The organism is Saccharomonospora marina XMU15 (assembly GCF_000244955.1).
GTDB lineage: Bacteria > Actinomycetota > Actinomycetes > Mycobacteriales > Pseudonocardiaceae > Saccharomonospora_A > Saccharomonospora_A marina.
The window spans coordinates 5,235,430-5,260,803 of record NZ_CM001439.1 but is presented as its reverse complement, the minus strand read 5'-3'; the positions used below and the strand labels follow the sequence as shown (position 1 = coordinate 5,260,803).

Below are 25,374 nucleotides of genomic sequence, written 5' to 3'. Positions count from 1 at the left end.
GTGCTCCGCTTCACCGTTAGGCGGGTGCTGCAACTCGCACTCGTGGTGTTCGTACTGTCGGTGCTGCTCTTCGCCTGGCTGCGGGCATTGCCGGGAGGGCCGGTCGCGGCCATCCTCGGCAACCGCGGCACGGCGGAGAGCCGGGCGCAGCTGAGGGAGGCGCTCGGGCTGGACGAGCCGATCTTCGTCCAGTACCTCGCCTTCCTCGGCAGGGCATTGACCGGCGACTTCGGCACCTCCACCGGAGTCTCGCCGGGCAAGCCGGCGACGGAACTGTTCCTGGAGCGGTTCCCGGCCACCGTCGAGCTGAGCATCGCCGCGATCGTGCTCGCGCTGATCGCGGCGATCCCGCTCGGTTACCTCGCTGCAAGGCACCGCGGCGGCTGGCTGGACAACGTCGGCGTGGTCGGCTCGATGATCGGTATCTCCATCCCGATCTTCTTCCTGGCCTTCCTGCTGAAGTACCTGCTGTCCATCGAGTTGGGTCTGCTGCCCACCGGCGGCAGGCAGAGCGCGGGGATCGACGCCACGAGGGTCACCGGGTTCTTCGTGCTCGACGGCATACTCACCCGGGAGTGGGATGCCGCCCTTGACGCGCTGAAGCACCTGCTGCTGCCCGCGCTCGCGCTGGCCTCCATCCCGTTCGCGGTGATCTTTCGCATCACCAGGGCGTCGGTGCTGGACGTGTTGGACGAGGACTACGTACGCACGGCCAGGTCCAAGGGCCTTGCCCAGTGGGTGATCCGCGACCGGCACATCCTGCGCAACGCGATGCTGCCGGTGGTCACGACCATCGGGCTGCAGACGGGCGCGCTGCTGTCCGGTGCCGTACTCACCGAGACGGTGTTCGCCTGGCACGGCATCGGTGAGGCGCTGGCACTCGGGTTCGAGCGCAAGGATTTCCCCGTGCTGCAGGTGGTGATCATCGCGGCCGCGATGGCCTACGTGCTGGTCAATCTCGTTGTCGACCTGTCGTATGCCGTGATCGATCCGCGCATCCGCACAGTGCGCAAGGGGAGCTGAGACATGACGTCGCGTGCGACGAAGATCGATCGGCTTGCCGCCACCTCGGCCCGCCCGCCCGCTGCGGGTGAAGGCCAGCAGGGCGGGTCGTCAGGGGCGCCGGACGAGGGCATCAGCCTCGCCGTCTCGGCGTGGCGGCGGTTGCGCCGAAACCCGATCTTCCTGATCGGTGCCACCATCATCGGACTGTTCGTGCTGCTGGCGCTGCTCGCCCCGTTCATCGCGCCGCACGATCCGGGGCTGCGGCTGTTGGAGGACCAGGTCTCCAACGCCCGCAACGAGATTCCGCCGCCGCAGCCGGGACATCCGCTCGGCGGCGACCAGTACGGCCGTGACCTGTTCTCCCGGATGCTGCTCGGTTCGCAGCAGACCCTGATGGTCGCGGTACTGGCTACCGTGATCGGGCTCGGTGGCGGGACGGTGCTCGGTACCCTCGCGGGCGCCTTCGGCGGCTGGGTCGACACGGTCGTGATGCGGATCGTGGACGTGCTGCTGTCCATTCCCTCGCTGCTGCTCGCCGTCTCCATCGGTGCGCTGTTCGTGCAGCAGACGCAGTTCTCCGTGATCATCGCGGTCGCGATCGTGCAGATACCGATCTTCGCGCGGCTGCTGCGCGGCACGATGCTCAGCGTGCGCGAGAGCGACCACGTGCTGGCGGCCAAGGCACTCGGCGTGAAACGCGGCGCCATCGTGTTCCGGCACATCGTGCCGAACTCGCTCGGGCCGGTGATCGTGCAGTCCACGCTCGTGCTGGCGATCGCGATCCTCGACGCGGCCGCGCTGTCCTTTCTGGGGCTCGGCGCGGCGGACGACTCGACTCCCGAATGGGGCCAGATGCTCGGCAACGCCCAGGACTACTTCGACAGCCAGCCGCACCTGGCTTTTTGGCCCGCGGCCTGCATCATCGTGGTGGCACTCGGTTTCACGCTCGTCGGCGAGTCGATGCGGGAAGCCCTCGACCCACGGCAACGGCGGTGACGGCGGTGGCACTACTCGAAGTCCGCGACCTGTCCGTCGTCTTTCAACGCAGGGGCGAGGACCCCACCGTCGCGGTCGACTCGATCAGTTTCGACGTGCAGCCCGGCGAAACGGTCGGGCTCGTCGGGGAATCCGGGTGCGGTAAGTCCGTCACCTCGCTGGCGATCATGGGTTTGCTGCCGAACCGCGGAGTTCGGCGGTCCGGTTCGGTCTCCTTCGACGGCACGGAGTTGCTCGGTCTCTCGCAGCGGGAGATGGACGAGCGGCGAGGCCGCGATCTCGGCATGGTCTTTCAGGATCCGCTGTCCTCGCTGAACCCCGTGGTGCCCGTCGGGGTGCAGATCACGGAGGTGCTGCGGCGGCATCGGCAGGTGTCGCGCAAGGAAGCCAGGGACCATGCCGTCGAACTGCTCAACCGGGTCGGCATCCCGGACCCGCTGCGCCGCGTCGACGAGTACCCGCATCAGTTGTCCGGTGGAATGCGGCAGCGCGTGCTGATCGCCATCGCGCTGGCGTGCAGGCCGAGGCTGCTCATCGCGGACGAGCCGACCACCGCGCTCGACGTGACCATTCAGGCGCAGATCCTCAGCCTGCTCACCGAGTTGGTTTCCGGCACGGACACCGCGCTCATCATGATCACTCACGATCTCGGTGTCGTCGCCGGGCTGTGTGATCAGGTGAACGTCATGTACGGCGGCCGGATCGTGGAGCGGGCGCAGCGGCACGCGCTGTTCTCGCAGCCGAGGCACCCCTACACCCACGGCCTGCTGGCATCTATTCCCCGGCTCGACGCGCCGCGTGGTGAGAAGCTCGTGCCGATCAGGGGGTCGGTGACGGACAACATCCCGTGGACGGCCGGGTGTGCGTTCGCCCCGCGCTGCCCCAACAACGTAGAACGGTGCTGGTCGCTGACACCGGAACTGGTGGCCGACCGTGGCGGGATGCTGCGGTGCCACAACCCGGTGGAGGCCGCCGTCGCGGAGGGAGTCCGGTGACCGACGACGCGCTGGTTACGCTCGAAGACGTCAAGGTGCATTTCCCGATCAAGCGCGGCATTGTGCTGGATCGCACGGTCGGCCACGTGTACGCCGTCGACGGGGTGAGCCTTACCGTCCGCAAGGGAGAGACCTACGGGCTTGTCGGCGAGTCCGGCTGCGGCAAGTCCACGCTCGGCAGGGCGCTGCTTCGCCTCGTGGAGCCCACCGGTGGCCGTATCGTGTTCGACGGTGTGGACCTCGCCACGCTCAAGGGCGAGCGCCTGCGCAGGATGCGCAGGCGAATGCAGATGGTGTTCCAGGACCCGCTGTCCAGTTTGGACCCCAGGCAGTCGGTGGAGTCGCTGCTCGTCGAGGGCATGCGGGCACACGGGCTTGACACCGACCGCGAACGAACCAGGGCGCGGCTTAAGGAGTTGCTCGCGGCGGTGGGCCTGCCCGAGAACGCGCTGCGCCGGTACCCGCACGAGTTCTCAGGTGGGCAACGGCAGCGCATCGGCATAGCCAGGGCGCTCGCGCTGGAACCGGACCTGATCGTGGCGGACGAGCCGGTTTCGGCGCTGGACGTCTCGGTGCAGGCGCAGGTGCTGAACCTGCTTGAGGAGTTGCAGGACGAGTTCGGCCTCACCTACCTGGTGATTGCCCACGACCTCGCCGTCGTCAGGCACATCAGCGACCGCATCGGCGTGATGTACCTCGGCTCGCTGGTGGAGGAAGCAGGAGCCGACGAGTTGTACGAGCAGCCGCTGCACCCCTACACGAGGGCGTTGCTGTCGGCGGTGCCGGTTCCCGACCCGGTGGTGGAGGACAGCAGGGAACATTTGCTGCTCTCCGGTGACCTTCCTTCCCCCGCCGCGCCGCCGACCGGCTGCCGATTCCACACCCGCTGTCCGTGGCGGCAGGAGACCAGGTGCGACACCGAACGGCCACCGTTGCGTGAGCTGACCGAGGGCCACCGCGTGGCCTGCCACTACGCCGAGGACATCCTCGCGGGGCGGATCACACCGCGTTCGGAGCAGACGGTGAGTCACGGGCAGGGCTGAGTCGCGCCTGCGCGGTCGCCGAGGGACGAAGCGAGCCGAGCAGCACACCCGCGACCACCACGACGCTCGCGCCGATCTCGACCACGGTCGGGCGCTCGTTCAGCACCACGAACGCCAGCGACAGCCCAACCACGGGAACGAGCAACGAGAACGGCGCCACGGTGCTGGCCGGGTTGCGGCGCATCAGCGTGGTCCAGATGCTCGAGCCCGCCACGGTACCGAGCAAGACCACGTAGCCGAATCCGGCGAGCGCGGGCAGCGCCGATGGCTCGAACGCGGTGGACAGCGCTGTCCACTGCCGTGCGGGGCCCTCGAAGATCAGCGAAAGGCCGAACATCGGCAGCGGCGGCACGACCGACATCCACAGCGTGAAGTGCAGTGGGTTGTCCGGGCGAGCCTGCCGGGAGCAGAGGTTGCCCGCCGCCCAGCTCAGCGCGCCGAGCAAGGTCAGGACCACCGGCAGCAGTGCGGCGTGCTCAGCGCGCTGCCACGCGATCGCTGCCATGCCGATCACCGCGAGTGCGATGCCGACGAGTTGCCTTCCTGCCAGCCGCTCGCGCAGGAACAGCGCGCCGAGCAACACCGTGAACGGTGCCGAGGCCTGCAACACCAGCGAGGCGAGACCGGTGGGCATTCCGACGTCGAGTCCGACGAACAGGAAGGCGAACTGCAGGGTGCCGAACCCGAGCCCGAAACCGATCAGCCAGCGCACCTTCACCCCAGGCCACGGCACGAGCAGCATCGTCGGGATCGCGATCACGACGAACCGCAGCGCACCCGCGAGCAGCGGAGGGAAGTGGGTGAGCATCGCGTGGATGGCGAGGAAGTTGCAGCCCCACAGCACGGCGGTGAGCACGGCGAGCAGGCGGTCTCGCGTTGGCATGTCTCCAGCCTGCCGCCCATGACTGTGAAGGACTATCGAATTCTTCTGCATTAACTGTGCAGTTTCGCTTCAATGTCGCGTATCCGGCGGTGCGGCGTGCTCGGTGAGAAGGTTTGCCCGTGGACGTGCTGACTGTCGTGCTGATCACCGGGACGATCTTCGTCTGGGGCATCGTCTCGGCACGGTTGGAACGCGCGGACCTGACCGCTCCCATCGTTTTCATGGCGGTCGGGGTGCTCGCGGCCTGGCTCGGGCTCGCGCAGGCACCGTCGGCACCGCAGCAGCTGAAGCCGTTGGCCGAGGTCACGCTCGTGTGGGTGCTGTTCTCCGACGCGGCCAGGGTGCGGCTGCGCGACCTGCGCCACGACCTCGGTGGTTACCTCCGGCTGCTGGGTATCAGCCTGCCGCTCACCGTGCTCATCGGCTGGGCGTTGGCGGCGTGGCTGTTCCCCGAGTTCGACAGCTGGCTGGCGCTGCTGGTGGCCGCCGCGCTCGCCCCGACCGACGCGGCACTCGGTGTTCCCGTGGTGACGAACCGGAGGGTGCCCGCGCGGGTCCGCAGACTCATCACCGTGGAGAGCGGGCTCAATGACGGCGTGATCACGCCGGTGGTGATGGTCGCTCTCGCGGGAACGGCGACGGCCGAAGGGCTGGCCGCACCAGGGCCGTTGCAGGCCGTGCTCGAGCTTGCCGTGGGTGCGGGCGTGGGGGTCGTCACCGGGTTCGGTGGCGGCTGGCTGCTCAACAGGGCTCGAAGCCGCGGCTGGGCGGCGGAGGAGTTCGCGGGCATCGCGGTACTCGCGCTGGCGCTGCTGTCCTACGCGACCGCCCTCACCGTGCACGGAAACGGTTTCGTGGCCGCCTTCTGCGCCGGGCTCGCCTTCGGGGCCGCGGCGGGCAAGCGAGGTCCCGCCGAGCTCGGCTTCCTGGAGCACGTCAGCGGCCTGGCGTCGCTGCTGGTGTGGCTGGCGTTCGGCGGTGTCGCGATACCGCTGGTACTCGGTCGCTTCGAGGTCAGCACCGTGCTGTACGCGGTGTTGAGCCTGACCGTGGTCCGGATGGCTTCGGTTTCGCTTTCCCTTGCCGGTTCGGGACTGCGTGGGCGAACGGTGCTGTTCATCGGCTGGTTCGGGCCACGCGGGCTGGCCTCGCTGGTGTTCGCCCTGCTGGCCCTGGAGGAACTGGGTCCACGCGTGGACGAGGCCGTCGCCGTGATCGCGGTGACGGTGGTGCTGAGTGTCATCGCTCACGGAGCCAGTGCGGCACCGCTCAGCGCGCGTTATGCCCGGTCCGTTGTGGCGCACGGACCCGAGCACGGCGGAGCCGTTCCCGAGGTGCCCGTTCGCGGGTTGCCGCGCCGTCGCGGAGCGGGCGGTTCCGCACGAGATTGAAGCCCCGGCTGCCGGGTAGGCCAGGGACATGAGCGTCGTGGAATCGGTGCGGAACGTGTTGTGGGCCAGGCGCAGGCAACCGGATCAACTCGTCTACGGTGTCGCGTTGGCCCACGAGCGCTTCGGCCCCGACGAACTGCTGGAGCAGGCCGTGGAGGCGGAGCGGGCAGGCTTCGACGTGGTGTGCTGCAGCGACCACCTGGCGCCGTGGTGGGAGCCGGGCCACCCGGCGCCCGCTCACTGCGCCAATCCTTGGGTGTGGCTCGGGGCGGCGGGGCAGCTCACCAGCAGCGTGTCACTCGGCCCCGCCGTGACGGCGCTGACCCACCGCTACAACCCGGTGGTGGTGGCACAGCAGATCGCGACCCTCGAACTGATGAACCCGGGGCGCGCGTTTCTGGCGGTCGGCTCGGGCGAGGCGATGAACGAGGTGCCCGCCGGGCTCGACTGGCCGTCGCCGGAGGAGCAACTGGCCAGGACCGAGGAGGCGCTGACCATCGTGACCCGGCTGCTGGAGGGGCGCACCGTCGACTTCGACGGGCGCTGGTTCCATGCTCGTGGCGCGCGGCTTTACGCGGTACCCGACCGCTCGCCACCGGTCTTCATGTCGGCGTTCGGTGAGCAGGCCGCCGAGATCGCGGGACGGCTGGCCGACGGTGTGTGGACACTGGCCGATCCGCGCTCGGTTCCCGAAGTGGTCTCCTCCTACCGGCGCTCCAGCGAACGGGCAGGGCGCGAGCCGGGCGAGATCGTGCTGCAGGGCATGTTCGCCTGGGACGAGAGCGACGACGCCGCGCTGGAAAGCGCCAGGGAGTGGAAGCCGATCCTGGTCAAGGAGAACTACAGCGAGGACATCCACGAGCCCGGCCGAATCCAGGCCAACGGCCGCGAGGCGGTGTCGGACCTGACTTTCAAGACGATGGGACTGTTCTCCGCCGACCCGCAGGACCACGTCCGAAAGATCAAGGCGCTTCGGCAGTTCGGCCCGACGGCGATCGTGCTGATGAACGTTTCGGGCAACAACCCCGTCGCCGCGTTGCGGACCTACGGCGAGTCGGTGCTTCCACGATTGCGCGAGTGAGGCGAGACGACCTCGGCAGGCCGGGGTCGATCCGCGCGTTCCCGCCCCGATGCGAGCAAGATCCACATACGCTGCCCGCATGGATCTTCGCGCTGGAAGCACTCCTGTCCTCGCCGGTGAACCCGCAGAACCAGGTCACGGCGTGTCAGCGACGGTGTCGATCGCGGACGGCGATTGGCAACACCCGCCCGCACCGGGTGAGGGAGAGGCTTTCCTGCAGGTGCCGCTGTTGCGCGTCATCGGCGATCCCGGCGGACGAAGGCTGCTCGTCGGAACGCTGGATGTCCGCGTTGCTGAGCAGCACCCGGTGGAGATCGCGCTGCGGGCGAAGGCGGTGCTGGCGGAGCCGGGCGGCTGGCACCGGGAGGACGAAGCGCTCGCGGCGGACGACAGCCAACTCCTGGCTGCTCTCGCCGACCCCCCGCACGAGATCGCCGGAGACGCCGCGACCGTCGCCGTCACGGTCGCGAAGGGTTTCGCGGAGGCTTCCCGTAACAGCGTGGCCGAGTTGCGCGGACTGCGCTACGAGTTGGAACGCCAGATCGCCGACCTGCTCGCCGAACGCAGCGCGGTAACGCTGCGACCGCTGCTTGCCGCGATCATCGAACTGTCCATGGCGATCGGCCGCGCCAGAGATCACGCCCGCTACGCCGTGCGGGAAGGCTTGCACATCTACCTGTGGGACCTGCCGACCTACCAGCTCAACCGCTCGGCGCAGGCACCAGGAGCGGGCGACGCTCCGTGGGCGCGGACGCATCGAAACGCCGTGCGGCACTGCGAGGCGATGGAAGCCGAGCTGATCGAGGAGGCGGCCAGGCTGCAGGCCCTGCTCGGCAGCATGTCCACGTTCGCGGTGGCGCAGGAAAGCGAGGCGCAGCAGCGGTTCAACCTGCTCGCCGGGCTTGCCGCGGCGGGGCTCGGATTGCCCGCACTGATCCTGTCGCTCTACGGCGCGGAGCCGTTCCTGCCGTTGGACAGCTTCGACCGCGCGTGGCGGGCGCTGCTGCCGATCGCGTTGGCTCTGATGGTGGCGCTGGTGTTCACGCTGCGTCGCGTGCCGGAACGGGTGAAGCCACGACACTACGTGTTCGCCTTCACGGTTGTGGTGGCGCTGGTGTTGCTCCTGCTCGTGGCTGGGGCGTTGGCCCCGGCGACCTAGCTCGTGCCAGCGCTGCCCGGACGCAGCCTCGACGCGTGCGGGAGTGCCGAACTCGCGGACGGGAGTGCCGAACTCGCGGACGGGAGCGGGGGACTCGCGGGCGGGAGCGGGGGACTCGCGGGTATGACTGTTCAGTGGACATCGGCAGGCTCAGAACCTTGCGGGAGTTCGCCGACCGGGGCAGCGTGACCGCCGCGGCGGCGGCACTGCACTGCACACCGTCGGCGGTTTCGCAGCAGTTGCGGGCACTACAGGCCGAGGTGGGACTGGCGCTGACCGAACCGGCTGGAAGGGGGTTGCGACTCACCGACGCCGGGCGGGCGCTTGTGGCCAGGGCCGACGAGGTGCTCGCCGCGCTCGACCGAGCCGAGGCAGAGCTGGACAGCTACCGCAGCGCGCCGAGGGGCAGGGTCCGGCTCGCGGTGTTTCCCTCTGCCGCGCTGCTGTTGCTGCCGGGCCTGCTGACCAGGTTCGCCGAGCACGAAGGTCTTGAGGTCGACGTCCGCGACGTCGACATGACACCCGCAGACGTGCCCTCGTTGGTGGCCGACTTCGACGTCGTGGTCACCCATCGCGACGAGCACGCCGCGCCTTTCGACTCCGAGCGACTCGAGGTGGTGCACCTGCTTCGGGAGCCGCTCGACGTCGCGCTTCCCCCGCGACACCGGCTCGGTCAGCGTGATCAGGTGGAACCCTCCGAACTGGCCGGTGAGCAGTGGATCAGCGTGGACGTGGGGTTCCCGGTCGACGACGTGCTGCACTCGCTGGCCGTGCGCACCGGGGTGCGGCCGAGCGTGGTGCACCGCATCAACGACTTCCGCGTCACCGAGGCGCTTGTCGCTGCCGGGCACGGGATCGCGTTGCTGCCCCGGTACACGGTGGACACCAGGCGGGTGCTGCGCAGGCCGCTCGCCGGTATCAGGGCCGCTCGTCAGGTCGAGGCCGTTTCGCGGCCGGGTGCGGTGACGCGGCCCGCAGTCGCCGCCGTCCTGCAGGCGTTGCGTGCCGAGGCCGTTTCGGCCGCCCACAACCCGAATCAGTGAAACGCTGCCCGCGGTTGTCAGGGTTTTCCGCGACGGTTGAATCATGGGTACGGAACTGGCAGGCAAGGTAGCGCTGGTCGCGGGAGGCACCCGCGGTGCGAGCAGGGCCATCGCGGTGGAACTCGGTCGAGCGGGCGCGACGGTTTACGTCACCGGACGCACGTCGGGGTCACACCGGTCCGAAGTAGGCAGGCCGGAGACCATCGAACAGACGGTGGAGCTCATCGAGCAGGCGGGCGGCAAGGGCGTCGCCATCAGGGTCGACCACCTCGATCCTGATCAGGTCAGCGGGCTGGCGCGACGGGTGGAGGCCGAGCAGGGCAAGCTCGACGTGCTCGTCGACGGTGTGTGGGGTGGTGACAACTACCTCGAGTGGGGCAAGCCGGTGTGGCAACACCCGCTGGCCGACAGCCTGCGCATGATTCGGCTCGGCATCGACGCCCACATCATCACCAGCCACTTCCTGTTGCCGCTCGTGGTGCGCGAGCCGGGTGGGCTCGTGATCGAGCTGACCGACGGCACCGCCGAGTACAACGCCGAGTATCGCGAGGGCACCACGCTGGCGTTCTATGTCGCCAAGGCAGCCGCCCACAAGCTTGCCATCGCGGAGGCCGCCGAGACGGCCGAACACGGATGCACGGCGATCGCGCTGACGCCTGGCTGGCTGCGCTCGGAGGCCATGCTGGAAATCTTCGGGGTGACCGAGCAGAACTGGCGCGACGCGATCGCGAACCAACCGCACTTCTGCATCTCCGAGTCGCCCACGTTCATCGGCCGGGGCGTGGCGGCGCTCGCCGCCGACCCGGAGAAGTCACGGTTCTCCGGGCGAACGCTGGACAGCGGCACGCTCGCCAAGCTCTACGACATCGACGACGTGGATGGGAGCAGACCCGACGGGTGGCGTTACATGATGGAGGTGGAGCGGGCAGGCAAGCCCGCCGACCCCACCGGCTACCGGTAGGGCCGCAACGCGAGTGAGGGGACGGGCATGAGCGAGAGCTTCCAGGCTGTGCCGGTCGGGCACGTGGAGTCCAGCCTGCTCGATCCCGAGCACGCGCCCAAGCAGGGGTTGGAGGGGGCTCCGAGCGCGTGGCTGGTGTTCGAGGAACGCGTGGCCGAAGGCGCTCGCGACCTGGAGATCGGGGCCGAGTTGTTCGTGCTGACCTGGTTGCATCGCGCGCGGCGTGACGTTCTCGTGGTGCACCCACGAGGCGATCCGCGCAACCCGGAGACCGGGGTGTTCAGTACGCGCTCGCCGGACCGGCCGAACCCGATCGGGTTGCACCGGGTCTCGGTGGCCGCGATCGACGGGTCGCGGGTCCTGGTTCGCGGCATGGAGGCGGTCGACGGTACCCCCGTGCTGGACGTGAAGCCGGTCCTGCCTGGCGGTTGGTGAGCCGCATTACGGAACCGGCGGGAACGGGGAACTCGCGGACAGGAGCGGGGGACTCGCGGGCAGGAGCGGGGGACTCGCGGGCGGGAGCGGGGGACTCGCGGGCGCGCCCGCGTCAGCTGTTGCGGGCCGCCATTCGCTTGCCGTGCTCGGCGAAGGCGGCCCGTACGGCCTCGGGGTGACTGATCTCCACCTCGCAGCCGAGCGCCAGCAGTTGACCCGCCGCGATCCACGCGTCGTCCTCCAGCGGCAGTTCGACGTCGGTCCAGCCGTCCTCGGCGGGTGGTCCCGCCTGTTCGAGCGCTGTCACGGCGACGTCCGCGTCGAGCACGTTGGGCAGCGCCCGCACCCCGGCCGGACTCAACCGCACGCTTACCCGTGCCCGCTGCAGCGACCGCTCGAACGTGGCCGAGGAGCGCTCCCACCAACTCGCGAGGTCGAAGTCCGTCGGCCGCTGGAACCGTTCCGCAAGCGGCTGTGTCGCGATGATCCGCGCGACGCGGTAGGTCCGTACCGATTCACCGTCCGCGCGCGCCACCAGGTACCACACACCCGCCTTCAGCACGAGCCCGAGCGGGTCGAGCACGCGTTCGACGGTGCGCTCCCCCGTGCGGTAGGCGACCAGGGTCCTGGTCTGCGCCCACACGGCGCGAGCGACAGCGGCCAGGTGCTCGGCGTCGTCCTCCCGCCGGAACCAGCCGGGCGCGTCGAGATGGAACCGCTGCGCCAGGTGCTGGGCCTGTTCGCGCAGTGATGCGGGCAGCGTCGCCGACAGCTTCGCGTGTGCCGACGACACGGCCGTGCCGAGGCCGAGCGCGGCCAGCGCCCTCGGTACCCCCATGGCGAAGATGGCGACGGCCTCGCGGGAGGTGAGTCCATCGAGTCTGCTGCGCCAGCCCTCGACGAGCCGGACCCCGCCGTGCCTGCCCGGCTCGGTCCAGACCGGTACACCGGCCGCCTGCAACGCGGCGATGTCACGGTGCATGGTGCGCTCCGAGACGCCGAGTTCGTCCGCGAGTTGGGCGATCGTCGCGCTGCGCCTGCGCTGCAACGTGAACAGCAGCGCCACCAGTCGTTCCGAGCGCATACCGAAGAGACTATGCCGACCCCGGGCTCCGGGGTTGGGCAACGGTGCTCACCGCGACGGTGAGCAGCAGCGCGACGAGGCCGGAGGCCGCGAAGCTCACCAGTGGTTCGGCGAAGAGCCGACCGCCGAGGTAGCCCAGTGTCGCGGTGTAGGTGCACCACAGCGTGACCCCGGTGGCGGAGGCCGGAAGGAACACCGAGCGCGGCCACCGCAGCGAACCCGCCAGCAGCGAACCGACCGTGCCGCCCGCGGGCAGCCAGCGAGCCACCACCAGCACCGCCATCGGCCTGCGTCCGGCATGCTGCTCGATCCAGCGCACGCCCGTCCCCACACGGGGGCGCCCGCTCATCCTGGCCAGCGCCGTTGCGCCGCCTCGCCTGCCCACCTCGTACAGCACGTAGTCGCACAGCAGGCAACCGGCGACCGCGACGACGATCGCAGGCGCCAGCGAGGCGTCCCGCTCGGCGGCGGCGACCCCCATACCGATGAGTGCTACCTCGGTCGGTACGAAGGGCACCGCCGCGACACCGAACAGCAACAGCAGCGAGACCGTCGAGGCGTCCACACCCACACTCAACGTCGGGGAAGCTGAGAACCCCTCAGAGTGTGAGGCGACGCACTAGCGGTTCGCGCGGTTGACCGCGGAAACGACTGCACGCAGCGACGCGGTGACGATCGAGGGATCGATCCCCACACCCCAGTACACCTTGTCGTCGATGGCGCACTCGATGTAGGACGCCGCCTTCGCGTCGTCGCCCGGTGTGAGGGTGTGTTCGCTGTAGTCGAGCAGGCGCAGGTCGAAGCCGAGAGTGGACAGCGCGTCGAAGAACGCGGCGATCGGGCCGTTGCCACGGCCGACGATCTCGTGTTCCTCGCCTTCCAGCCGCACCACGGCGGTGAGCTCGTAGTCGCCGTTGGCCTTGACGTGCTGGCGCAGGAGCTCCAGCGGGTTGCGCGGTCGCAGGTACTCGGCCGCGAAGGCGTCCCACATCGTGTCGGGGTCGACCTCGCCGCCCTGGGTGTCGGTGTGGCGCTGAATGGTCTGCGAGAACTCGATCTGCAACCTGCGGGGCAGGTCGAGCTGGTGCTCGGTCTTCATGATGTAGGCGATACCGCCCTTGCCCGACTGCGAGTTCACCCTGATCACGGCCTCGTAGGTGCGGCCGACATCCTTGGGGTCGATCGGCAGGTACGGCACCTCCCACGGAAACTCCTCCACCGGCACGCCTGCCTTGGCCGCGGCCGCGCGTAGCGCGTCGAAGCCCTTGTTGATGGCGTCCTGGTGGCTGCCGGAGAAAGCGGTGAACACCAGGTCGCCCGCCCAGGGGCTGCGCTCGTGCACCGGCAGCTGGTTGCAGTACTCGACCGTGCGCTTGATCTCGTCGAGGTCGGAGAAGTCGATCTGCGGGTCGATTCCCTGGCTGAACAGGTTCATGCCCAGCGCCACCAGATCGACGTTGCCGGTGCGCTCGCCGTTGCCGAACAGGCAGCCCTCGATGCGGTCGGCTCCCGCCTGGTAGCCCAGTTCGGCCGCGGCGATGCCGGTGCCGCGGTCGTTGTGCGGGTGCAGCGACAGGATCACGCCGTCGCGGCGCTCCAGGTTCCGGTTCATCCACTCGATCGAGTCGGCGTAGACGTTCGGTGTGGCCATCTCGACCGTGGCAGGCAGGTTGAGGATCACCGGCCGCTGCTGGGTGGGCTGCCAGATCTCGGTGACCGCGTTGCACACCTCGGCGGCGTAGGACAGTTCCGTCCCGGTGTAGGACTCCGGCGAGTACTGGAACCGGAAGTCGGTGTCGGAGTACTTGTCCGCGTACTCCAGTACCAGGTCGGCGGCCTGCGTGGCGATCTTCTTGATGCCTTCGCGCTCCTCCCGGAACACCACGCGCCGCTGCAGGACCGACGTGGAGTTGTAGACGTGCACGATGGCCTGGGGCGCCCCTTCCAGCGACGCGAAGGTGCGCTCGATGAGCTCGGGGCGGCACTGCGTCAGCACCTGGATGCGCACGTCCTCGGGGATCGCGTTGTCCTCGATGATCTCGCGAACGAAGTCGAAGTCGGTCTGGCTCGCCGCGGGGAACCCGACCTCGATCTCCTTGTAGCCCATCCGTACGAGCAGCTCGAAGAACTTGCGCTTGCGCGCGGGCGACATCGGGTCGATCAGTGCCTGGTTGCCGTCACGCAGATCCACCGCGCACCACAGCGGTGCGCGGTGGATGCGCTTGTCCGGCCAGGTGCGGTCGGGCAGGTCGATGTCCTCGACGAGCCGGTACCACGGCTGGTAGCGGTGGTACGGCATCGAGCTGCCCCGCTGCGGGTTCCAGTGCGGCTGGTCGGCGGGTGCGGGACGAGTTGGCTTGCGGATGCGGCTGGTGGGCGTTGCGCCGGACTCGGACGTGCTCATGCTCTCGGTTGCTCCTGCTCACTGATCGGTCGCGATTTCTGGCTCGGTCATCGACCGGCGTGGCGCTTTGTGAACACCGCGGGACCCCGCGACGGGGAGCCGGTCTGATCAGGCCCCGTCGCGGCAGCGAAGCAGGAGAGCGCGTGCCACGGTCGCCAGCTTAGCCACGCCTCGCCGCCGTTGGAAAGCCGGTATGAGGCAAAGCATGACCCGTGCGTGGCCACCCACTTGCTACTCGTGCGTAGCGTCAAGGGCTCACGACGTGCGAAACTGCTGGCATGGGCCAGCATTCGGAGCGCGATGAGCGGGGCGAGGATGTCACGCGGGCTATGCCTCCCACGCCTGCCACCTATCAGCCCCCGGCGGCGGACGAGCCTGGGAAGGCCGAAGGCAGGTCGAAGACCGACTGGCGCGCGGTCGCGGACCGGGTGGTCGCGACCCTGGCGGGCATCGTGCGCTGGGTGGGCCTGGCCTTCGCGGTGGTGCTCGTACTGCACGTGGTGTTCGTGATCGGTGAAGCGAACCAGGCCAACAGCATCGTTTCCTTCGTCGCGGACGCCACCGACACGCTCGCGATGGGATTCAGGGATCTGTTCACCCCCGAAGACCCCAAGCTCGCAGTGCTCGTCAACTACGGCATCGCGGCGCTGTTCTGGCTGGTGGTGACCGCGATCGTGGCGCGGATCATCCGCAGGGTGGGCGGCACCGACTGAAGCCGAGGCAGCGCTTTTCAGTCGAAGGCCGGGGTGCCCCACTCGGCGGTGAACGCGAACTCCGCGAGTGGCAGCCGCTTGCGCGGGCCGGTCTCCCTGCTGATGTCGCGCTCGTCGCCGAGCACCTCCGGGTCGGCCGCCACTCCGACGGCGATGGCCACCAGTGGCCGGACATCGTCGGGAAGTGAGAACGCGCGGGTGGCCGCGCCCTTGTCGAACCCCGCCATCTGGTGTGTGACGAGGCCTTCGGCCACCGCCTGCAGCACCAGGTTCTGCGAAGCCAGTCCCACGCCGTACTCGGCGTAGGGCACGTCACCCTTCTCGTTGTGGGTGACGGCGCAGGCGATCAGCAACGCGCCGGCCCGGTGGGCCCACGAGCGATTGCGCTCGCTCAGCGTGGCAAGGATGCGGTCGAAGGCCTCGTCACCGCGCCTTCCGACCACGTATCTGGCCGGCTGGGTGTTTCCGAACGAAGGCGCCCATCGCGCCGCCTCGAGCAACGCACGCAGTTGCTCGTCGGTCACCTGCGCCGATTCGTCCAGCGCCCGCGGGCTCCACCTGCGCGCGATGATGTCGTGGACGGGAACGCTGGTGTCGGCTTCCTTGTCGCTCATCGGGCCCGAGTATGCCAGCAGCCGACAGCCGAAGGAGTGGTCGGCGCCACAAAGCGAGGTGTAGCCGAAACAGCCCCCCGGTACCCTGATTCGCGAAGGTACGCGAGCGGGAAACCCGACCGAGGCCGGGCCCGGACGGTGTGCCCGCACAGGCGAGGAGGTTCGGGCTAGTGGCGCTCGTGGTCCAGAAGTACGGCGGTTCGTCGCTGGAGAGCGCTGACCGGATCAAACGCGTGGCCGAACGCATCGTGGCCACGAAGAAGGCGGGCAACCAGGTTGTCGTCGTCTGCTCGGCGATGGGCGACACCACCGACGAGTTGCTGGATCTGGCGGAGCAGGTGAACCCGGTGCCGCCGGAGCGCGAGATGGACATGCTGCTCACGGCGGGTGAGCGCATCTCCAACGCGCTCGTGGCCATGGCGATCTCGGCGCAGGGTGCCGAGGCGTGGTCGTTCACCGGCTCGCAGGCGGGCGTTGTGACCACCGCGGTGCACGGCAACGCCCGCATCATCGACGTGACGCCCAGCCGCGTCACCGACGCGCTCGAACAGGGCTACGTCGCACTCGTGGCGGGCTTCCAGGGCGTGTCGCAGGACACCAAGGACATCACGACGCTGGGCAGGGGCGGCTCGGACACCACCGCGGTGGCGCTGGCCGCGGCACTCAACGCGGACGTATGCGAGATCTACTCCGATGTGGACGGTGTGTACACCGCTGACCCGCGCATCGTTCCCAACGCGCGCAAGCTGGACACCGTGCCCTACGAGGAGATGCTGGAGCTGGCGGCCAGCGGGTCGAAGATCCTGCACCTGCGTTCGGTGGAGTACGCCCGCCGCTACGGCGTGCCCATCAGCGTTCGCTCTTCCTACAGTGACAAGCCGGGCACGACCGTGACCGGTTCGATTGAGGAGATCCCCGTGGAACAAGCGTTGATCACCGGTGTGGCCCACGACCGTTCGGAGGCCAAGATCACCGTCACCGGGGTGCCCGACCACGCGGGCGCGGCGGCTCGCATCTTCCGCACCGTGGCCGACGCGGAGATCGACATCGACATGGTGTTGCAGAACATCTCCAACACCGCGGGGCGAACCGACATCACCTTCACGCTGTCGAAGGCCAACGGACCCAAGGCGGTCAGCGAGCTGGAGAAGATCAAGACCGAGCTGGACTTCTCCGCCGTGCTCTACGACGACCACGTGGGCAAGGTGTCGCTCGTGGGAGCCGGGATGCGTTCCCACCCGGGCGTCACGGCGTCGTTCTGCGAGGCGCTGGCCAAGGCAGGCGTGAACATCGAGATCATCAACACCTCCGAGATCCGGATCTCGGTGTTGATCAGGGACGCGCAGTTGGACGACGCGGTGCGTGCGATCCATGAGGCATTCGAACTCGGCGGCGATGAAGAGGCCGTCGTCTACGCGGGGAGTGGACGCTGATGAGTACGAAGTCACCGACCCTGGCCCTCGTCGGCGCTACCGGCGCGGTCGGCACGGTCATGATCGACATCATCAACGGTCGCGAAAGCGTGCCCTGGGGCGAGATCCGGCTGATCGCCTCCGCGCGCTCCGCGGGCAAGAAGATCATGGTGCGCGGTGACGAGCACACGGTCGTCGAACTCACGCCGCAGGCCTTCGACGGTGTGGACGTGGCGATGTTCGACGTGCCGGACGAGGTCTCGGCGCGGTGGGCGCCGGTGGCCGCCGAGCGGGGCGCGGTGGCTGTCGACAACTCCGGCGCGTTCCGCATGGACGACGAGGTGCCGCTCGTCGTGCCGGAGGTCAACGCCGACAAGGTGAGCCAGCGGCCGAAGGGCATCATCGCCAACCCCAACTGCACGACGCTGTCGATGATGGCGGCGTTGGGCGCGCTGCACCGGGAGTTCGGTCTGACCGAACTCGTCGTCGCCTCGTACCAGGCCGCGTCCGGTGCAGGTCAGGAAGGGATCGACCGGCTCTACGCCGAGTTGGAGGCGGTTTCCGGCAAGGGGCTGGGCAACAAGGCGGGCGACGTGCGGCAGGCGTTGGAGACCGCGGGGTTGCCGCTGGCGGATTCGCCGTTCGCGGGCACACCGCTGGCGATGAACGTGGTGCCTGCCGCGGGTTCCTACAAGGGCGACGGCTGGTTCTCCGAGGAACTCAAGGTTCGCAACGAGTCGCGCAAGATCCTCGGCATCTCCGAGTTGAAGGTCTCGGCGACGTGCGTGCGGGTTCCCGTGGTCACCACGCACTCGCTTGCCGTGCATGCGACCTTCTCCCGCGAGGTCACCGTGGAGGCCGCGCACAAGGTGTTCGAGGCACAGCCCTCGATCGTCCTGGTCGACGACCCCGAGAGCGGGCGGTTCCCCTCTCCTGCCGAGGTCGTGGGAGCCGACCCCACCTATGTCGGAAGGGTGCGGCAGGCGCTGGACTTTCCGAACACGCTCGACTTCTTCGTCTGCGGTGACAACCTGCGCAAGGGTGCCGCGCTGAACACCTACGAGGTGGCGGAGCGGGTCGCGGCCGACCTGTGAGGCGAGCCAAGGCGAGCGGGGTGGGACGGGCACCCGACCGGCGGGTACCTTCTGGCGCTATGTGGAAACGAAGCGCGGTTGCCGCGCTAGGGCTGGTGGCGATCGTCTCGGTGACCGGATGCTCGGAGGTGAACGAGGCCGTCAACCAGGTCGACAACGCCTCCAGCAAGGCACAGGTGTGCACGGAGGCACTGGGACTGGTCAACCTCAACCCCAATGTCGATCCGGAGCAGGTCCAGGCCGGTGCGGAGGAGAAGGCCAATCGGTTGCGAGAACTCGGTAACCAGGTTGCGGACCAGTCGGTGAGGGAAACGCTGTCACGGATGGCGGACGGCTACCAGGAACTCGGACAGCAGCAACTGGACAACCTCCAGGCGTTCGACGACTGGCTGAGTCGCAACCTGCGGAACCTGGAACAGTTGCGGCAGGCCTGCCTGTGACGGCTGCCTTCACGCTTGGCTGACGCGCGCGGCTTCGGTCGCGCGCGTCCGCCGCTGGCGGCCGCGCAGCAGCAAACCCACGACGGCGAAACCCAAACCGCCGAGCCCGGCCGCGGCGAACCCCCAACCTGGCCCCGTGTTGTCGATGACGAAGCCGACGAAGGGGCTGCCCAGCGCCAACCCCGTCTTGGCGGCGGCATCCTGCAGTCCCATTGCTTCGCCGCGCACTCCGGCGGGCACGAGCCTGCTCACTTCCTCCGTCGTCGCGGCCAGTGTCGGCGCGCAGGCGAAGTTCATCGGCACCAGTGCGAGCGCGAGCAGCCACCACGGTTGTGCCACCAGACCCACGGGTATCACGAGCACGGCGAGCAGCACCATGAGCGGCAGCTGTGGCAGTGAACGCGGCACCGCGCCGTGAACCAGGCCGCCGGCGAGCGAGGCCACGCACATCACCGTGATGAGTGCACCGGTCCAACCGACCTCGCCGGAGGCCCGCAACGTGGCGAGCGCCGCCAGTTCGGTGCCGACGAGTACGAACAGCGCGCCCGCGGCCACCAGCAGGGTCGCGACGAGTGGTCCGGACAGCCAGGACCGCGCCGGTGGCCTCGGCTGTCGCGGTAGGACGGTTTCTGCTGTCGACCTGATCGGTGGGTCCTGCACGTACAACAGGAGCGAGAGCAACCCGAAAGCCACGCCGAGGCTGGTGAGCGCGACCGTCGAGGAAAGCTGTGTGGTCAGCGCGATCCAGGCCGCAGGGCCAACCATGAAGGAGGTCTCCAGCAGGACCATGTCCAGCGAGTAGGCCGTGCGGCGCTGCCCTTCGGGCACGAGGGCGGTGAGCACCTGCCTGCTGATCGAACTCGCTGGCACCACCAGCGCGCCCGCGACGAGCGCGGCGGCAAGCAACATCTCGTACGGCAGGTAGGGGGTACAGAGCCAGTAGCCGCACGAGACGGTGCCGCACACCGCCACGACCGGCCGCAGCCCGTGCCGGTCGATGAGCCGGCCGACCATCGGGGCGCCGAGCGCGGCGCCTGCCGTCGTGGCCGTGCCCACCAGGCCCGCCGCACCGTAGCCGCGGCCGAGCTCGCTCACGACGTGCAGCGTCAGCGTGATTCCGGTCGCGGTCATCGGCAGCCGGATGAGGAACAGCAGGAGCATCGAGGATGGGACGCCCTTGATGCGCAGCAGACGGACGTAGCGCTGTAGCGGCACGACCTCGACCCAACCGCAGCTTGGTACGGCCGTGCAACTTCATTTCCGAGGCCGCGGGCACCGGCGCGGCTGTGTGAGCCACACCGGCCAGCGGAGGTGTGCTACCGCGCGCCGCTGAGCCCCATGCGAAGCGCACCCGCCGCTTCCGCGGTCGCTTCGGTGAACCTGGTTCCGACGCCGAGGAAGTTGACGTAGCCGTGGATCAGGTCGGACTGCCTGCTGAGCGCCACGGGTACCCCTGCTTCCTTCAGCCTGGCCGCGTATTCCTCGCCCTCGTCGCGTAGCGGATCGAAGCCGGCGGTCGCGATGTAGGCGGGCGGCAGCCCGCTGAGATCGTCGGCGAGCAACGGCGACAGCTTCGGGTCGGTTCGATCGACGCCGGGCGGGGCGTAGTGGTCGAGGAACCACGTCATGTGCTCGTCGGTGAGGAAGAAGCGGTCGGCGAACAACTCGCGGGAGCGGCGCCGCTTCGAGGCGTCCACGCCGGGATAGAACAGCAACTGAAACGCCGGTGCCGGCCCGCCCCTGCGGGTGGTGACCTGCGCGGTGACGGCGGCGAGATTGCCGCCCGCGCTGTCACCGCCCACGGCGATGCGGTCGGGGTCCGCGCCCAACTCGGCGGCCTTGGCGTGCGCGAAGTCGAACGCCGCGAGGGCATCCTCCTGCGCGGCGGGGAACGGGTGCTCCGGCGCCAGCCGGTACTCCACGGAGAGCACCCGTACCTCAGCGTGTTTGGCCAGGAAGCGGACGGTGTTGTCGTGGCTGGCACGGTTGCCGATGACCCAGCCTCCGCCGTGGAAGAACACCAGCAGCCCGGAACCACTGCGCAGCCCTTCCGGCGTGTAGAGGGTCGCGGGCAGATCACCGTGTTCGGTGGGGATGGTGACCTCGCTGGTGGCTACCGGCTGGATCGGTTTGCCGCCCACCAGGTGTCGGGAGGCGTCCAGAGCCGCACGTGACTTCCGCACCGAGTTGTCGGTGACAAGGGTGGCACCGGACAGCTGTTGCAGGCGCAGCAGCAGCTGGGCGTCCAGCGCCAGCTCCTGGCCGTCGACGCGCACCGGCCTGCCCGCTATCAGGCGGCGCAAGGGGTGGGGTAGCGCATAGAGCAGCTGGGCCGCGCCTGCCTGGATCCGGATCTGCGGCGGTATCGCCATGTGCCCTCCTCATCGCCGGTGACCCCTAGAGGCTACTCATCAGTAGGAGTGGCTGCCAGGTCGGAGGCCGTCGCCACAACTCGCCACAAGTCGTGGCCCTCTACCTAACTCAAGCGTCTAGCCTCGGGTACGTGACTTCCACACGTGCGATCAAGGTGCTCGGTGTCGGCGGCTCACTGCGAGCCGACTCGCAGTCGGAGCGAGCGTTGCGGATCGCCCTCGAAGGCGCGGCGGAGGCAGGGGCAAGGACGGCCGCGGTCACCGGGGACGGCCTCGCCCTCCCGTTCTACGAGTCGACCGTCGAGGATCGTGCGCCGCGGGCGACCGAGTTCGTGCAGGCCGTCAGGGAGGCCGACGGGCTGATCGTCGTCTCCCCCGGTTATCACGGTGCGCTGTCCGGACTGGTCAAGAACGCGCTGGACTATGTCGAGGACCTGCGCGACGACGACCGGCCCTACCTGCACGGACGCGGTGTCGGCCTGATCGCCGTCGCCCACGGTTGGCAGGCCGCGGTCACCACGCTGAACCAGCTGCGCACGATCGCGCACGCGCTGCGCGGCTGGCCGACCCCGCTCGGTGGGGCGGTCAACACCGCCGAGGTGAAGTTCGACGAGGCCGGTGGTGCCTCCGAGGAGAAGATCGTGGCGAACCTGCGACTGATCGGCCGACAGGTCGCCGAGTTCGGGTTCGGCCGCGCGAGCGGCTAGGGCCTGTTTCAATGCGCTGAGCTGGGAGGTCTTTTGCTGCGGAGGGTTTGCGGCGTTTCGTTGGCCAAATAGGCGAGGTCTCCGGTAGATCGATCAACGACCAAGAAGATCGAGAACACCGGAGACCTCGTGGCCAGCGTAGCGGCGGCGGGGCGAGCCGACTTGACCGACGCGCAGTGGGCAGTACTGGAACCGTTGCTGCCGGTCGGTCAGAAGCCGGGTCGCCCACCGAAGTGGACCAAGCGTCAACTCATCGACGGGATTCGGTGGCGAGTACGTGTGGGCTCTCCCTGGCGCGATGTCCCACCGGTGTATGGGTCCTGGCAGAGTGTCTATGGGTTGTTCCGGCGCTGGCAGCGCGCTGGTGTGTGGGCGGTGATCCTGGCGGCATTGCAGAGCAGGGCCGACGCAGCCGGTGTGATCACGTGGGACGTGAGCGTGGATTCCACGATCAACCGAGCGCATCAGCATGCGGCGGGCGCGCGGGCCGAGAGCGAGGTGCAAAAGGAACCGCCGGGTGGGGTGGGCGCGCCCGAACCCGCTGACCACGCGTTGGGCCGGTCTCGAGGTGGATGGACCACCAAGCTGCATCTGACGACCGAACAGGGGCACAGACCGCTGTCGCTGCTGGTGACGGCGGGGCAGCGTGGGGACAGTCCGCAGTTCGAGGCGGTGCTGGCTGGCATCCAGGTCGCCCGAACCGGTGGTGGACGAGCCCGGACCCGACCAGATCGGGTGCTGGCGGATAAGGCCTACAGTTCCCGCGCCAACCGGGCCCACCTGCGCAGACGTGGGATCGCATGCACCATCCCCCAGCCTGCCGATCAGATCCGGCATCGCCGCAGGCGTGGACGCAACGGCGGTCGACCACCAGCCTTCGACCCGCACACCTACAAACAGCGACACGCGGTCGAATGCGGAATCAACCGCCTCAAACGTCACCGAGCCCTCGCCACCCGATACGACAAGCTCGCCGTCCGCTACGAAGCCACCATCCACATCGCCGCAATCAACGAGTGGCTACCTCGCTTATGAAACAGGCTCTAGCGTTTTGCCTGCTGCGCGACCGGGTAACCCAAAAGCGTTGCGTGGGCGCTTTCGCCCGCGAAAGATGCTCCCGCTCCCGAGCGCAGAGAGGACTACATCGATGGCCAACTCGCCAATCACCAGCCCGCTCAAGGACAGCGACAAGGAGCTGACGGCCAACGTCCTGCAGTCGACTCTCGTCGATCTCATCGATCTGACGCTCGCGGCAAAGCAGGCACACTGGAACGTCGTCGGCAGGAACTTCCGCAGCGTGCATCTGCAACTCGACGAACTCGTCACGGCAGCGCGCACCTTCACCGACGACGTGGCCGAACGCACCAACGCGATCGGCGTCTCGCCCAACGGCAAGGCCAGGACAGTGGTGGAGCGCTCCGACCTTCCCGAATACCCGGAAGGTTGGCAGAGCACCGAGAAGACCATCGAGGCGGTTGTCGAGATGCTGGCGCGGGTCATCAAGCGGGTTCGCGCAAGCATCGACGAGACGGACAAGAGCGACCTCGTCACCCAGGACATGCTGATCGAGATCGCCACGGAACTGGAGAAGCAGCACTGGATGTGGCAGGCGCAGCTGGCCTGACAGCTTGCGCCCTCACCGCCCCCGGGTCACAACTGCGGCCCGGGGGCGGTTGTTCGTTCAGGATTCGTTCAGGACATGCCCAGCGCCCGCATCGCGAAGTGCACCTCGATGGCGACCTGCTTGACGGTCTCGGCGATGACGAGCGAGCCGTGCCCTGCGTCGTAGCGGTAGAACTCGTAGGGGACCTGCCGTGCCGCGAGCCGGTCCAGGTAGTTCTCGATCTGCCGGATCGGGCAGCGCGGATCGTTGTCGCCCGCGAGCACCAGCACCGGCGCTCGCACCGCCTCGACGTAGGTGATCGGCGAGCACTCCTCGTACAGCGACGCCAGTTCCTGTGGTGACCCGCCGAACAGCGCGCGGTCGAAGGCGCGCAGTTGCTCCATCTCGTCCTCGTACGCCGCGACGTAGTCGGCGACCGGAACGCCCGCGACTCCCGCCGCCCACCGCTGCGGTTGGGTACCGAGGGCGAGCAAGGTGAGATAGCCACCCCACGACGCACCGCTGACCACGCACCGCGCCGGGTCGGCCAACCCGCTGCTCACCGCCCAGTCGTGCACGGCGGCGACGTCTTCCAACTCGGTCAGCCCTGGCCTGCCCTCGATAGCGTCCCGCCACTGGCTGCCGTAGCCGGTGGAGCCACGGTAGTTGACCTCCACCACCGCGAAGCCCGCGTCGAGCCAGACCGCTCGGTAGGCGGAGAAGCGGTCCTCGTCGGCGGCGTGCGGTCCGCCGTGCAGCAGGAACACCGTGGGCAGTCGTTCCTCGTCGACCTGCGGTCTCGACACCAGCGCGTGTACCCGTCCGCCGGGCCCTTCGACGAAGGCGTCACCAACGGGCAGCGAGCCGGGAGGGCGCTCACCCGGTGGTTCGAGCAGCACCCTGTCGGTGCCTTCCGGCTGCCGGACCCGGACCACCGGCGGCTGTGCGGCGTTGGACCAGGCGTACTCCACGGAGCCGTCCGGCCGCACGCCCGCGCCACCGATCCTGCCCGGCGGAGTGTCCAGCGAAGCCAGTTCGGCGGTGGCGAGGTCGTAGCGGTACAGCGAGCTGCGGCCCTGATGGAAGTGCACGATCAACAGCGCCTCGGCATCGGGGTACCAGTCACCCGCGATCTCGCCGGGAAGATCGATGTCGAGTTCGGTCTCCGTGTCGGACTCCACGTCCCAGACCAGCAGCTCTTCCTTACCCCTGCGCTCGTGCTGGACGAGCAGCCTCGCATCGCCGTGCCGGGGCGAGAACGCCAGCGCGGCGAGGCCCTTTCCCTTCCCGTCCCACTTCTCGGCGACGCCTGAGAAGTCGTTGGTCGAAATCACGCGCAGCGCCGGGTGCCGGGAGTCGCCGTGCTCGGAGTGCGAGATAGCCAGTAGCCGCTCGTCGCGGGAGAGCGCCGCGACGTCGGCGTCGTGCTCGCTGGCGTAGAAGCGTTGGGTGCGGCCGTCGCGGTGAGCGTAGAGCGCGCTGCCCTCGTCGCCGGACACCCCGACCGCGAGCACAGAGTGTCCGATCTCCAGCCCGGCTGGGTAGCCGTCGGGCACGTCGGCGACGGCCTTGGCCGCCGTTGTCCCGCCCGCGAACGGCTCCCGCACCCACGAACCGAACTCGTCACCGTCGGTGTCGTCGAACCACCAGATCCACTGCCCGTCCGGTGACGTCGTGGCGTGCATCGTGCCGTTGGGCCGGTCGGTCACCTGCCGGTGGGTGTCGGCGGCGCGGTCCCACGCGTACACCTCCCACACGCCGCTGGCGTTCGACACGTAGATGCTGGCCTGCGGTGCGTCGAGTGCCCAGTCGGGGACCGACACCCGCGCGGCCGCGAAGCGCGCACGCCATCGAGCCTCCGCCGCTGGTTCCGCGAGGAGCTGGTCGGGCACCTTGGCTGCCGGATGTTGTGTGCTCACACCCGCGATCCTGCCAGGTC

The 25,374-nt window shown here is 68.8% G+C and carries 25 protein-coding genes; 17 read left to right on the top strand and 8 right to left on the bottom strand.

The genetic code is table 11. The annotated features are described in order from the left end of the window. The 4 genes from SACMADRAFT_RS24890 to SACMADRAFT_RS24875 are packed head-to-tail and all read left to right on the top strand — an operon-like array spanning position 1 to position 4,039. A complete protein-coding gene (locus SACMADRAFT_RS24890) occupies positions 1 to 1,023 on the top strand; it encodes an ABC transporter permease (RefSeq protein ID WP_009156627.1) in 1,023 nt (340 codons plus the stop codon). 3 nt (positions 1,024 to 1,026) lie between these two features. Next, complete coding sequence (locus SACMADRAFT_RS24885) at positions 1,027 to 2,001, top strand: ABC transporter permease (RefSeq protein ID WP_009156626.1); 975 nt, start codon at positions 1,027 to 1,029, stop codon at positions 1,999 to 2,001. 5 nt (positions 2,002 to 2,006) lie between these two features. Then, complete coding sequence (locus SACMADRAFT_RS24880) at positions 2,007 to 2,996, top strand: ABC transporter ATP-binding protein (RefSeq protein ID WP_040926800.1); 990 nt, start codon at positions 2,007 to 2,009, stop codon at positions 2,994 to 2,996. Then, a complete protein-coding gene (locus SACMADRAFT_RS24875; protein ID WP_009156624.1) occupies positions 2,993 to 4,039 on the top strand; it encodes an ABC transporter ATP-binding protein in 1,047 nt (348 codons plus the stop codon). The genes SACMADRAFT_RS24880 and SACMADRAFT_RS24875 overlap by 4 nt, the downstream gene beginning before the upstream one ends. Here the strand turns inward: SACMADRAFT_RS24875 and SACMADRAFT_RS24870 are convergent. After that, positions 3,996 to 4,922: an EamA family transporter gene (locus SACMADRAFT_RS24870; protein WP_009156623.1), complete on the bottom strand. Its 927-nt coding sequence runs from the start codon at positions 4,920 to 4,922 to the stop codon at positions 3,996 to 3,998. The genes SACMADRAFT_RS24875 and SACMADRAFT_RS24870 overlap by 44 nt on opposite strands. Positions 4,923 to 5,041: 119 nt before the next feature. Between SACMADRAFT_RS24870 and SACMADRAFT_RS24865 the strand changes: the two genes are divergently transcribed. The 6 genes from SACMADRAFT_RS24865 (at position 5,042) to tsaA (ending at position 10,992) form a co-directional block, all read left to right on the top strand. After that, the gene (locus tag SACMADRAFT_RS24865) at positions 5,042 to 6,313 is read left to right on the top strand and encodes a cation:proton antiporter domain-containing protein (RefSeq protein ID WP_009156622.1); all 1,272 of its coding nucleotides are present in this window, start codon (positions 5,042 to 5,044) and stop codon (positions 6,311 to 6,313) included. A gap of 28 nt (positions 6,314 to 6,341) precedes the next feature. Then, the gene (locus tag SACMADRAFT_RS24860; protein WP_009156621.1) at positions 6,342 to 7,394 is read left to right on the top strand and encodes an LLM class flavin-dependent oxidoreductase; all 1,053 of its coding nucleotides are present in this window, start codon (positions 6,342 to 6,344) and stop codon (positions 7,392 to 7,394) included. Positions 7,395 to 7,536: 142 nt separating this feature from the next. Continuing rightward, positions 7,537 to 8,553 (top strand): hypothetical protein, encoded by a 1,017-nt coding sequence (locus SACMADRAFT_RS24855; RefSeq protein WP_009156620.1) that lies wholly within the window; start codon positions 7,537 to 7,539, stop codon positions 8,551 to 8,553. A 134-nt stretch (positions 8,554 to 8,687) separates the two neighbouring features. Beyond that, on the top strand, positions 8,688 to 9,596 hold the full coding sequence (locus SACMADRAFT_RS24850; protein WP_009156619.1) for a LysR family transcriptional regulator: 909 nt from the start codon (positions 8,688 to 8,690) through the stop codon (positions 9,594 to 9,596). 43 nt (positions 9,597 to 9,639) lie between these two features. Then, a complete protein-coding gene (locus tag SACMADRAFT_RS24845; protein ID WP_009156618.1) occupies positions 9,640 to 10,557 on the top strand; it encodes an SDR family oxidoreductase in 918 nt (305 codons plus the stop codon). 27 nt (positions 10,558 to 10,584) lie between these two features. Further along, entirely contained in the window at positions 10,585 to 10,992 is a 408-nt protein-coding gene (tsaA, locus tag SACMADRAFT_RS24840) for a tRNA (N6-threonylcarbamoyladenosine(37)-N6)-methyltransferase TrmO (protein WP_009156617.1), read from the top strand. A gap of 112 nt (positions 10,993 to 11,104) precedes the next feature. On the opposite strand, the gene SACMADRAFT_RS24835 is transcribed toward tsaA, so the two are convergent. The 3 genes from SACMADRAFT_RS24835 to leuA are packed head-to-tail and all read right to left on the bottom strand — an operon-like array spanning position 11,105 to position 14,480. Further along, a complete protein-coding gene (locus SACMADRAFT_RS24835) occupies positions 11,105 to 12,076 on the bottom strand; it encodes a helix-turn-helix transcriptional regulator (protein WP_009156616.1) in 972 nt (323 codons plus the stop codon). A gap of 10 nt (positions 12,077 to 12,086) precedes the next feature. Then, positions 12,087 to 12,641, bottom strand: coding sequence for a DedA family protein (locus SACMADRAFT_RS24830; RefSeq protein ID WP_009156615.1), 555 nt, complete (start codon positions 12,639 to 12,641; stop codon positions 12,087 to 12,089). Positions 12,642 to 12,695: 54 nt separating this feature from the next. Then, positions 12,696 to 14,480 (bottom strand): 2-isopropylmalate synthase, encoded by a 1,785-nt coding sequence (gene leuA, locus SACMADRAFT_RS24825; protein ID WP_009156614.1) that lies wholly within the window; start codon positions 14,478 to 14,480, stop codon positions 12,696 to 12,698. A 278-nt stretch (positions 14,481 to 14,758) separates the two neighbouring features. On the opposite strand from leuA, the gene SACMADRAFT_RS24820 reads away from it, so the two are divergent. Further along, complete coding sequence (locus SACMADRAFT_RS24820; protein WP_040925882.1) at positions 14,759 to 15,193, top strand: hypothetical protein; 435 nt, start codon at positions 14,759 to 14,761, stop codon at positions 15,191 to 15,193. A gap of 17 nt (positions 15,194 to 15,210) precedes the next feature. Here the strand turns inward: SACMADRAFT_RS24820 and SACMADRAFT_RS24815 are convergent, their stop codons facing one another. After that, positions 15,211 to 15,807: a nitroreductase family protein gene (locus SACMADRAFT_RS24815; RefSeq protein ID WP_009156612.1), complete on the bottom strand. Its 597-nt coding sequence runs from the start codon at positions 15,805 to 15,807 to the stop codon at positions 15,211 to 15,213. A 170-nt stretch (positions 15,808 to 15,977) separates the two neighbouring features. On the opposite strand from SACMADRAFT_RS24815, the gene SACMADRAFT_RS24810 reads away from it, so the two are divergent. From SACMADRAFT_RS24810 to SACMADRAFT_RS24800, 3 genes are read left to right on the top strand one after another with little or no spacing between them, the layout of a single operon-like run. Further along, positions 15,978 to 17,240, top strand: a complete 1,263-nt coding sequence (locus SACMADRAFT_RS24810) for an aspartate kinase (RefSeq protein ID WP_009156611.1) — start codon at positions 15,978 to 15,980, stop codon at positions 17,238 to 17,240. Beyond that, positions 17,240 to 18,313 carry an aspartate-semialdehyde dehydrogenase gene (locus SACMADRAFT_RS24805; RefSeq protein ID WP_009156610.1) on the top strand — a complete coding sequence of 358 codons (1,074 nt, stop codon included), beginning with the start codon at positions 17,240 to 17,242 and terminating at the stop codon, positions 18,311 to 18,313. Before SACMADRAFT_RS24810 ends, SACMADRAFT_RS24805 begins: the two co-directional genes overlap by 1 nt. Before the next feature lie 59 nt (positions 18,314 to 18,372). Beyond that, positions 18,373 to 18,753, top strand: a complete 381-nt coding sequence (locus SACMADRAFT_RS24800) for a hypothetical protein (protein ID WP_009156609.1) — start codon at positions 18,373 to 18,375, stop codon at positions 18,751 to 18,753. Positions 18,754 to 18,762: 9 nt separating this feature from the next. Here the strand turns inward: SACMADRAFT_RS24800 and SACMADRAFT_RS24795 are convergent, their stop codons facing one another. Both SACMADRAFT_RS24795 and SACMADRAFT_RS24790 read right to left on the bottom strand, forming a co-directional pair. Continuing rightward, the gene (locus tag SACMADRAFT_RS24795) at positions 18,763 to 19,968 is read right to left on the bottom strand and encodes an MFS transporter (protein ID WP_009156608.1); all 1,206 of its coding nucleotides are present in this window, start codon (positions 19,966 to 19,968) and stop codon (positions 18,763 to 18,765) included. A gap of 101 nt (positions 19,969 to 20,069) precedes the next feature. Beyond that, positions 20,070 to 21,125, bottom strand: a complete 1,056-nt coding sequence (locus SACMADRAFT_RS24790; RefSeq protein ID WP_009156607.1) for an alpha/beta hydrolase — start codon at positions 21,123 to 21,125, stop codon at positions 20,070 to 20,072. A gap of 131 nt (positions 21,126 to 21,256) precedes the next feature. Between SACMADRAFT_RS24790 and SACMADRAFT_RS24785 the strand changes: the two genes are divergently transcribed. From SACMADRAFT_RS24785 to dps, 3 genes are all read left to right on the top strand, one after another. Further along, the gene (locus tag SACMADRAFT_RS24785; RefSeq protein ID WP_083840987.1) at positions 21,257 to 21,832 is read left to right on the top strand and encodes an NADPH-dependent FMN reductase; all 576 of its coding nucleotides are present in this window, start codon (positions 21,257 to 21,259) and stop codon (positions 21,830 to 21,832) included. Positions 21,833 to 21,961: 129 nt separating this feature from the next. Then, complete coding sequence (locus SACMADRAFT_RS24780) at positions 21,962 to 22,867, top strand: IS5 family transposase (RefSeq protein WP_009152724.1); 906 nt, start codon at positions 21,962 to 21,964, stop codon at positions 22,865 to 22,867. A 112-nt stretch (positions 22,868 to 22,979) separates the two neighbouring features. Further along, complete coding sequence (dps, locus tag SACMADRAFT_RS24775) at positions 22,980 to 23,456, top strand: DNA starvation/stationary phase protection protein Dps (protein ID WP_009156605.1); 477 nt, start codon at positions 22,980 to 22,982, stop codon at positions 23,454 to 23,456. Positions 23,457 to 23,524: 68 nt separating this feature from the next. Here dps and SACMADRAFT_RS24770 read toward each other — a convergent pair whose 3' ends face one another. Further along, positions 23,525 to 25,354 (bottom strand): S9 family peptidase, encoded by a 1,830-nt coding sequence (locus SACMADRAFT_RS24770; protein ID WP_009156604.1) that lies wholly within the window; start codon positions 25,352 to 25,354, stop codon positions 23,525 to 23,527. Positions 25,355 to 25,374 lie beyond the last annotated feature (20 nt).